The sequence below is a fragment of the Thermodesulfovibrionales bacterium genome, assembly GCA_026417875.1.
Taxonomy (GTDB): domain Bacteria; phylum Nitrospirota; class Thermodesulfovibrionia; order Thermodesulfovibrionales; family CALJEL01; genus CALJEL01.
The window spans coordinates 1-9,502 of record JAOACK010000065.1; the positions used below are offsets into that span (position 1 = coordinate 1).

General features: G+C 41.3%; 10 protein-coding genes. All 10 read left to right on the forward strand.

Translation table 11 applies throughout. The annotated features are described in order from the left end of the window. The coding region (locus N2257_09495) for a V-type ATP synthase subunit B (protein MCX7794619.1) at window positions 1-339 on the forward strand (339 nt) is incomplete at its 5' end. Between the two features lie 97 nt (window positions 340-436). Next, complete coding sequence (locus tag N2257_09500) at window positions 437-1,102, forward strand: hypothetical protein (GenBank protein MCX7794620.1); 666 nt, start codon at window positions 437-439, stop codon at window positions 1,100-1,102. Between the two features lie 48 nt (window positions 1,103-1,150). Then, entirely contained in the window at window positions 1,151-1,711 is a 561-nt protein-coding gene (thpR, locus tag N2257_09505; GenBank protein ID MCX7794621.1) for an RNA 2',3'-cyclic phosphodiesterase, read from the forward strand. Window positions 1,712-1,837: 126 nt separating this feature from the next. Further along, window positions 1,838-2,851, forward strand: a complete 1,014-nt coding sequence (gene recA, locus N2257_09510) for a recombinase RecA (GenBank protein ID MCX7794622.1) — start codon at window positions 1,838-1,840, stop codon at window positions 2,849-2,851. Window positions 2,852-2,916: 65 nt separating this feature from the next. Next, window positions 2,917-4,068 (forward strand): PilT/PilU family type 4a pilus ATPase, encoded by a 1,152-nt coding sequence (locus N2257_09515; GenBank protein MCX7794623.1) that lies wholly within the window; start codon window positions 2,917-2,919, stop codon window positions 4,066-4,068. Further along, window positions 4,049-4,504: a recombination regulator RecX gene (locus N2257_09520; GenBank protein MCX7794624.1), complete on the forward strand. Its 456-nt coding sequence runs from the start codon at window positions 4,049-4,051 to the stop codon at window positions 4,502-4,504. Before N2257_09515 ends, N2257_09520 begins: the two co-directional genes overlap by 20 nt. After that, window positions 4,501-4,845: a hypothetical protein gene (locus N2257_09525; protein ID MCX7794625.1), complete on the forward strand. Its 345-nt coding sequence runs from the start codon at window positions 4,501-4,503 to the stop codon at window positions 4,843-4,845. Before N2257_09520 ends, N2257_09525 begins: the two co-directional genes overlap by 4 nt. Window positions 4,846-4,847: 2 nt before the next feature. Further along, window positions 4,848-7,469 carry an alanine--tRNA ligase gene (gene alaS / locus N2257_09530; protein ID MCX7794626.1) on the forward strand — a complete coding sequence of 874 codons (2,622 nt, stop codon included), beginning with the start codon at window positions 4,848-4,850 and terminating at the stop codon, window positions 7,467-7,469. Between the two features lie 12 nt (window positions 7,470-7,481). Then, entirely contained in the window at window positions 7,482-7,802 is a 321-nt protein-coding gene (locus N2257_09535; GenBank protein MCX7794627.1) for a hypothetical protein, read from the forward strand. After that, a complete protein-coding gene (locus N2257_09540) occupies window positions 7,802-9,496 on the forward strand; it encodes an AarF/ABC1/UbiB kinase family protein (GenBank protein MCX7794628.1) in 1,695 nt (564 codons plus the stop codon). The genes N2257_09535 and N2257_09540 overlap by 1 nt, the downstream gene beginning before the upstream one ends. Window positions 9,497-9,502 lie beyond the last annotated feature (6 nt).

Consider the following 9,502-nt stretch of genomic DNA (forward strand, 5'->3'; position numbering starts at 1 on the left):
GTACTGAGCAGGGAGCTTCATCAAAAAGGTATATTTCCTCCTGTTGATGTATTACCCAGCCTCTCAAGGCTTATGCAGAATGGTATTGGAGAGGGAAGGACAAGGGCTGATCACAGAAAGATAGCAAACCTCCTTTATAAATACTATTCAAAGGCAAGGGACCTGAGAAGGCTTGAGGCAATAGTTGGCAGAGAGGGATTAACAGAACAGGACAGGACAATGCTTGACTTTGGAGATGCCTTTGAGAAAGAATTCATCCACCAGACAGAAAGACGCACAGTCATTGAGACCCTTGATAGAGGGATTTCTTTGATGAAAAGGTTCAGACTGCCTGTTTAAATTTATAGCTATAAACTCAACTCTTGTTTTTGAGCTTAAGGATTAAAAATTCATTTATCTCTTCAAAGCATATTCTATTTTTATGTTATAATTAAACATGCCAGTTTTTGAAATAAAAGAAAAGATAAAAAAGATATTTCCACCAGAACAGGCCGAGGTCCTTGTGGATCTGGTAGAGATAGTCAATGAACCTGTAAAGACAAGGGATTTTAATGAACTTAAGACAATAGTTGCTGACCTTGCACATGCTCAAAAAGAACTCGCTGAAGCACAAAAAAGAACTGAACTAAGACTGGAAGAACTCGCTGAAGCACAAAAAAGAACTGAAGAAGAGGTAAGAATGCTCGCAATAGCTCTAAATAATACAAGAGGAGATCTCGGTGGTCTCCAAAAAACAATGGCCTATGCCTTTGAGAATGAGGCCTTCAGGGTATTGCCAGGTATTCTCAAGAGCAAGTTCCAGATTGAGCTAACAGAAAGATTTATAAGAGAAGAGATAAAGGGCAGGGAGATAAATATCTTTGGAAAAGGCAAAAAAAATGGTAAAGAGGTTCTAATAGTAGGAGAATCAAAGCTCAGGCTTGAAGATAGAAAGGATATTGAAGATATCTTTAATGAACTGGAAGAAAAGGTAAAGGCTGTAAGGGATGAATACGGTGACAAAGAGATTATAAAACTTATTATCACCCATTATGCTACAAAAGGTGCTATTAAAAAAGCTCAGGAAAAGGGTATTATAGTAATACAGAGCTTTGAATGGTAAAATATTAACAAACCTTATAAAATTTACTTCTGCTGAACATTCCTTTCTGTGATTCGCTCCTTTATTGCCATAGAGCTTAATGAAGATATTAAAAAAGAGCTTGGCCTTCTTATAGAAGATCTGAAACCTCTGGCTCAGGACCTTAAATGGGTCAGACCTGAAAATCTTCATATAACACTGAAGTTCCTTGGCGGTGTTGAAGAAAAAAAGATTGAAAAGATCAAACAGGCTCTTGAAGAGACTGTTAAACCATATAAGCCCTTTACAGTAAAGATTAAAGGGATTGGACAGTTTCCTGAAAAGAAAATGCCAAGGGTAATATGGGCAGGCGTTGAGCATTCAGAAACGCTCCTTTTGCTCCAAAGGGAGACAGAAAAATCCCTATTAAAACTAGGTTTCAAAAAGGAGGAAAGGGAATTCACAGGACATATCACCATTGCCAGACTCAAGAATCACCATGATATTAAAAAACTCCTTAACAAACTTCCTGACTTTAAAGATAAGGATTTCGGTATTCAGGAGGTCAATGAGATAGTACTCATGAAAAGTGAGCTAAGACCAGAGGGTGCGAGATATGAGATAATAGCAAGGTTTGCAATAGGAAACTAGCCTTTCTCTTTATAACTTACTATATAAATTACTATTTTCAAATGCATGGATATTAGACCACCTAACCAGTATGTATTACCTGCTCCTCTATGCTAAAATAAAAAGACTAAAAATCAGGAGGAATAGATGACAAAAGAAAAACTCAAATCCCTTGAAACAGCAATATCTCAGATAGAAAAGGCCTTTGGTAAAGGCGTTATAATGAGGCTTGGCTCTGAAGAGGCAATAGAGCCATTACCTGTAATCTCCACGGGCTCTTTAAGCCTTGACATTGCAACAGGTGTTGGCGGATATCCCCGTGGAAGGGTCATAGAGATCTTCGGACCTGAGTCATCTGGTAAAACTACCCTTGCCCTTAGTGCCATTGCAGAGGCTCAGAAGGCTGGTGGAATAGCTGCCTTTATAGATGCAGAACATGCCCTTGATATAAATTATGCTAAAAAACTCGGTGTAAAGATAGAAGACCTCCTTGTATCCCAGCCAGACACAGGTGAACAGGCCCTTGAGATTGCAGAAGCTCTTGTAAGGAGCAATGCAGTTGATATCATAGTAATAGACTCTGTGGCAGCCCTTGTGCCAAAGGCAGAGATAGAGGGTGAGATGGGTGACAGTCTTCCGGGTCTTCAGGCACGACTTATGAGTCAGGCATTAAGAAAACTCACCTCAGCGATATCAAAATCCCAGACCACTGTTATATTCATCAATCAGATAAGAATGAAGATTGGTGTAATGTTTGGAAATCCTGAGACAACTACAGGTGGCACAGCCTTGAAGTTCTATGCAACAATGAGACTTGATATAAGAAGGGTGGAAAATCTCAAGGAGTCTGCTGATACTGTTGGTGGAAGGGTAAGGGTTAAGATTGTAAAAAACAAAGTAGCTCCACCATTTAAACAGGCTGAATTTGATATATATTTTGATGAAGGCATATCCCGTGAAGGCGAGATACTTGACCTGGGGGTTGAAAAAGGGATAATAGAAAAGGCAGGCTCATGGTTCAGCTATAACGGTCAGAGGATCGGTCAGGGAAGGGAAAGTGCAAGAGAATACCTCAAAAACAATCCAAAGGTCAGAGACGAAATAGAGAAAAAGATAAAAGAAGCTGCCGGAATACTTAAGTCAGAAGTCAGGGCAACATAACGGGTTATTTGTAATTCGTGATGGGTTATTAGCCTGTCACTTATTACTGCTGAAAAGGAGTCATCATGGATATTAATGAACTGTTGAAAAGGGCCCATGCAATGGGTGCATCTGATCTTCATATAAAGGTTGGCTCACCACCAATTGTAAGATTACATGGTGAGCTCAGGCCCATGGATGGTATTGAAAGGATTAATCTTGAAGAAGCATTGAAGATAGCCTTTTCTGTAATGAGTCCTTCGCAGAGAGAGACATTCAAAAATGAGCATGAACTTGATTTTGCCTACAGTGTGCCCGGATTAGGAAGATTTCGTTGCAATGCTTTTTACCAGAGGGGTGCTGTTGGTCTGGTATTCAGGGTTATACCAATGAAGGTCCCAACATTTGAAGAACTGAATCTACCTGATGTCCTTAAAAAGATAGCAATGGAACAGAGAGGTCTTATCCTGGTTACCGGCACAACAGGAAGTGGAAAATCCACGACACTGGCTGCAATGATTGATTATATTAATGCAAACAGGGCAGTTAATATTATCACAATTGAGGATCCCATAGAATTTCTTCACAGAGACAAGCGAAGCATCGTAAGTCAGAGGGAAATAGGCTCTGATACAGATTCTTTTTCAAAGGCACTTAGGTCTGCCCTTAGACAGGACCCTGATGTAATACTTGTTGGAGAGATGAGAGACCTTGAGACCATAGAAATTGCCCTTATAGCAGCAGAAACAGGTCATCTCGTGATGAGTACACTTCACACCCTTGATGCAAAGGAGACTGTGAATAGAATTATATCCATGTTTCCTCCCCATCAGCACCAGCAGATAAGGATACAGCTTGCCTCTGTCATAAAGGCAGTAATTTCCCAGAGGCTTCTTCCAAAGGCTGACGGCACGGGCAGGGTACCTGCTGTAGAAGTAATGCTTGGAACCCTAACAATAAAGGAATGTATTACAGATCCCGAAAAAACAAAGCTCATACCTGATGTAATAGCACAGGGCAAATTGCTCTACGGCATGCAGACCTTTGACCAGTCCTTATTTGACCTTTATAAAGCAGGTCTTGTCACCTATGAGGAAGCTCTAAAGTGGGCATCAAACCCTGATGATTTCACATTAAAAGTAAAGGGAATCCAAACCACCGCAGATGTGGTAAGGGAAGGTGGAAAACCCGAAGCTCCACAGAAGCCGGGCTTCAAGATTGAAAGATTCGGAAGCTAAGGCAAGGGCTTTTGCACTGAAACTCCTCGGTTACAGACAGAGAAGTGAGTCTGAGCTGAGGGAAAGACTTCTTGGAAAAGGTTTCAGCCAGGAGGTCACTGAAAATATAATCAAAATATTTAAAAACTCAGGTCTTATAGATGACAGAGATGCAGCCAAATACTTTGTGAGGGTTGGTGAGCAGAGACTTCTTGGAAAAAGAAAAATTGCAGAGATACTTTTTAAAAGAGGTATCAAGCCAGAGCTAGTAGAAGAGGTTATTGAAGAATTTGATGAGACAGAATCTGCTACAAGGAGTGTCCAGAAATGGCTCAGAAGGCACAGCCTTAAAGATAGAGACTCAGAGGAAAAACTTAAGGAGTTTATGCTCAGAAGAGGATACAGGATGGACACGATCATCAGGATTATAAAAAAGATAAAGGAGGAAGGAAAATGAGTTTTTTAAGATTATCATACTTCTTTATTGTTATCTGTTGCTCCATATTTTTAGCAGCCTGTGCCACAGGTGTAAGATATTCTCCCGGTGAGATCAAGAATTTCCCTGAAGATATCCAGAAGCACATACAGGCAGGCGAGATAGTACCTGGAATGACACAGATACAGGTAAGGTACGCATGGGGTGCACCCTCTGATGTACAGGTCCTCGAACCAAAGGATGGCAGATACAGAGAGATGTGGATATATTCAACATCAGGATTATTAAAGACAAGACTCATATTTGTTGATGGTGTTCTTCATTCAATAATCTCAGGCGATCCCGCAATAAAGATTGAATAATTATGAAAGGAACAGAGATCAGAAAATACTTTCTTGAGTTCTTTCAGGCAAAGGCTCATAGAATCATAAAAAGCTCTCCGCTGATTCCTGCTGGTGATCCTACACTTTTATTCACAAATGCCGGAATGGTTCAGTTCAAGGATGTCTTTCTTGGAAATGAGACACGGCCCTATAAAAGGGCAGCCACATGCCAGAAATGCATGAGGGCAGGTGGAAAGCACAGTGATCTTGAGCAGGTCGGTCACACAGCAAGACACCATACATTTTTTGAGATGCTCGGAAATTTTTCCTTTGGAGATTATTTTAAAAGAGAGGCTATATCCTTTGCATGGGAATTACTGGTTGGAGAATTCAGATTACCAAAGGAGAAACTCTGGGCATCTGTCTACGAAGAAGATGAAGAAGCAGAAAGACTATGGCTTGAGCTTACAGATATTCCTAAGGAGAGAATTGTCAGACTCGGTGCAAAAGATAATTTCTGGCAGATGGGAGACACCGGTCCCTGCGGACCCTGCTCTGAGATAATAATTGACCAGGGACCTGAGGTTGGATGTGGAAAACCAGAGTGTACAGTTGGATGCGATTGTGATAGATATCTTGAACTCTGGAACCTTGTCTTCATGCAGTACAACAGGGATGCCTCTGGGAATCTCACCCCCCTTCCAAAGCCTTCCATAGACACAGGCATGGGGCTTGAAAGAATCACAGCTGTACTTCAGGGCAAATATAATAATTTTGATACAGACCTCTTTGAACCAATAATATCAGACATTACAGTAGCCACAGACCGACCCTACCATAAATCTCCTGAGACTGATTCATCAATAAGGGTCATCGCAGACCATCTGAGGGCAATAGTATTTCTCATGGCAGAGGGCCTTATTCCTTCAAACGAAGGAAGGGGTTATGTTTTAAGAAGAATCATCAGGCGGGCTTCAAGGCATGCCCATCTCCTTGGAAAGGAGGAACCGGTTCTTTACAAACTTATTGATAGTGTAATAGATGCCTTTGGAGATACCTATCCAGAGCTAAAGGGCTCTCCAGAGAGGACCAGAAAGTTTCTGAAAATTGAGGAAGAAAGATTCATCAAGACCCTCGAGCAGGGAACCGGACTTCTTGATGAGCTCATAGTAAAAATAAAGTCACAGGGTCTAAAAAGTATACCTGGAGAGGAGTTATTCAGACTTTATGATACCTTTGGATTCCCCCTTGACCTTGCACGGGACATAGCAATTGATGCCGGTCTTGAGATTGACGAAGAAGGTTTCAGAAGTGAGCTCGAACTCCAGAGACAGAGGGCAAGACAGTCCTGGACAGAGGAGGAAATCACTGTACCTGCCATTTTTAAAGATATACCTGAAACAGAGTTTCTCGGGTATGAAGAGCTATCATCCCGAGGAGAGGTACTGAGGATATTTAAAGATGGAAGCCCTGTACAAACTCTAAGAGAAGGAGAAGAGGGAATACTTTTCCTTAACAGAACCACCTTCTATGGAGAATCTGGAGGTCAGGTAGGTGATAGAGGAATTATCTACGGTGATTCGGGCAATGCAGAGGTAATCGATACAAAGAAGCCAGTAAGAAATCTCATAGCCCATTACATAAAGGTAAAAGAGGGCTCTATCTCGATTGGTGAGAATGTAAAGACAGAGGTTAACAGAATCTTAAGAACAGCAACCATGAGAAACCACACAGCAACCCATCTACTTCACAGGGCACTGAAGGATGTCCTTGGTGAACATGTAAGACAGGCAGGCTCTCTCGTTAGCCCTGATAGATTAAGATTTGACTTCACCCATCCTGCCCAGCTCGAGGAAGAAGAGATAGAAGAGATCGAAAAATTAATAAACAGCTGGATTCTAGAGAATATCCCTGTAAAGACGACCCTCACAACCCTTGATGAAGCAATAAGAATGGGTGCCATAGCACTATTTGATGAAAAATATGGTGATAGAGTTAGGGTTGTGGAGGTAGAGGGTATCAGCAGAGAGCTATGCGGTGGAACCCATGTAAGGTCAACAGGTGACATAGGCAGCTTTATTATCCTCTCTGAGGGAAGTGTTGCCTCTGGAATAAGAAGGATAGAGGCACTTACAGGAATGAATGCCGTTGAATCGCTGAGATCATCAATGAAAAAAATCCAGAATATATCTAGAATTTTGAGCAGCCCTGAACCGGTTGAAAAGGTGCTCAGCCTTCTTGAAAAACAGAAAGAAATGGAGAGGGAGATTCAAAACCTGAAACAGAAACTCCTTTCAGTGGAATCTTCATCCCTTCTTGAAAAGGCAAGGGACATAGATGGCATAAAGGTACTATCAGCAAGACTTGATGGACTTGAAACAAAGGACCTGAGGATTCTGGGTGATGAACTGAGAGAAAGGCTTAAATCAGGTATAATCATCCTTGGTTCTGTCCTGGATGGACAGGCATCAATTATTACAATGGTAACAAAGGATCTACAGAAAAGATTTCATGCTGGAGAGATTCTAAAAGAAATTGCCGAGCTTGCAGGTGGCAGAGGTGGTGGACGAGCAGACACAGCCCAGGGAGGTACAAAGGAGATTGATAGACTTGACAGAGCCCTTGAACTCGCCTATGATGTAATCAGAAAAAAGAAACATTGAAGGAGGTAATTTATGACAGTTTTTGAGCTGGTAAGAAAGGCCCTTCTGGCTGGAATTGGTGTACAGGAAAAGGTGAAAGAATTAATTGATGAACTTATTAAAAAGGGTGAGCTCTCAGAGGCAGAGGGAGCAAAACTGATAAAAGAATGGACAGAAAAGGCGGAAAAATCAACAGCAGGACTCAGACAGTCTGTTACAGAATTAATCAATTCGACAATTGAAAAGATGAAACTGCCAGCAAGGGAAGATATAGAAAGACTTGAAAAAAAGATAGAGAGGCTCTCAGAAAGGCTCAAAAAGCTTGAGGGAGAGAAAACAGAAGAAGTGGAATAATGCCCCTATCCTTTCTCAGGCTAAGAAGAAGATATAAGGACATAGTCCGTCTTAGACAGATACTGTCTGTTTTTTTCAAGTATGGATTCTATCAGTTTATTGAGCAGGTAAACCTTGCAAGATATATACCCTTCCGCAAAAGGATTCTTGAAAAGTTTCCCTATATAGACAGGGCCTTTCCAGAAAGATTGAGGCATGCCTTTGAAGAACTCGGCCCATCTTTTATAAAACTTGCCCAGATTCTTTCTGCAAGACCTGACCTTATTACAAAGGCCTATGCAGATGAATTTAAGAAACTACAGGATGAAGTACCTCCTTTCAGATTTGAAGAGGTGAGGACCATTATTCAGGAAGAACTGGGGGCACCCCTTGAGGAAATATTCAAGGATTTTGAGGTAAGACCCATAGCTGCTGCCTCAATAGCCCAGGTTCATGGTGCAACACTCAAAAGTGGAGAATCAGTGGTAGTGAAGATCCAGCGTCCCAGGATAAAAGAGATAATTGAAACAGATATTGATATTATGAAGTTTATTGCAGAACTCATGGATCGCTACATGCCTGAGGCAGAGTTCTTTAATCCCAAAGGTATAGTAGAGGAGTTTTCCAAAACCGTAAGGAAGGAACTGAATTTCAGGGAAGAGGCAAAGAACCTTAACAGATTCAGGAGGAACTTTGAAGGCCATAAATATATCTACATCCCGAGATTCTATCCAGAATATCTTACAGAGAAGGTCATGGTAATGGAACGTATACATGGTATCAGGATAGATCGTATTTCTGAAATTGAAAAAATGGGTTTTGACAGAACACACATAGCTAAAATAGGGCTGGAGGCATATTTAAAGATGATCTTTGAAGATGGTTACTTCCACGCTGACCCTCACCCTGGAAATATTTTTATAATGCCTGATGGAAGGATCGGTCTTGTTGATTTCGGGATAGTTGGTTATTTAACACCAGAACTCATGGAAAACCTCGCCCAGGCATTTATATCCCTTGTAAGGCAGGACTTTGATTCTCTGATAGAACAGTACATTGACCTCGGTTTTGTTTCAGAAGAAGTGGATATAGAAAGCTTCAGAAGGGAATTCAAGGCAGACCTAATGGATTTCCTAGTTCCGCTTTACGGTGCATCCATATCGGAGATAAACTTTGCAGAGTACCTTGATACACTAACCCACCTTGGCATAAAACACAAATTGAGAATACCTTCTGATTTTCTCCTGGTCAACAAATCAATGCTGATACTCGATTCCATTGCTAGGGAACTTGATCCATCCTTTAACTTTATCTCTGTTGCAGAGCCCTATGCCTCAAAACTCATCCGATCAAGATACAGCCCTGGAAGACTCTATGAGAGGGTAAGGAGAAATATTGACGAATTCACTGCCTTTGCCACATCAACCCCCAGACAGCTTAGGCTCCTCCTGAGAAAAACACTCAAGGATGAATTGCAGGTAAAAATAACCCATCTCGGTCTTGAGAGGCTCATAAGGGACATTGATAGATCAGCAAACAGACTATCTTTCAGTATAATAGTAGCAGCTATTATACTGGGCTCATCAATACTCACACTCTCAAATGTTGGAGGCAAGGTATTTGATATGCCTCTTTTTGGAGCAGTAGGATTTTTTATGGCCTTTGTTCTTGGTGTATGGCTTCTTATATCAATAATACGTTCAGGAAGGCTATAGAAGATG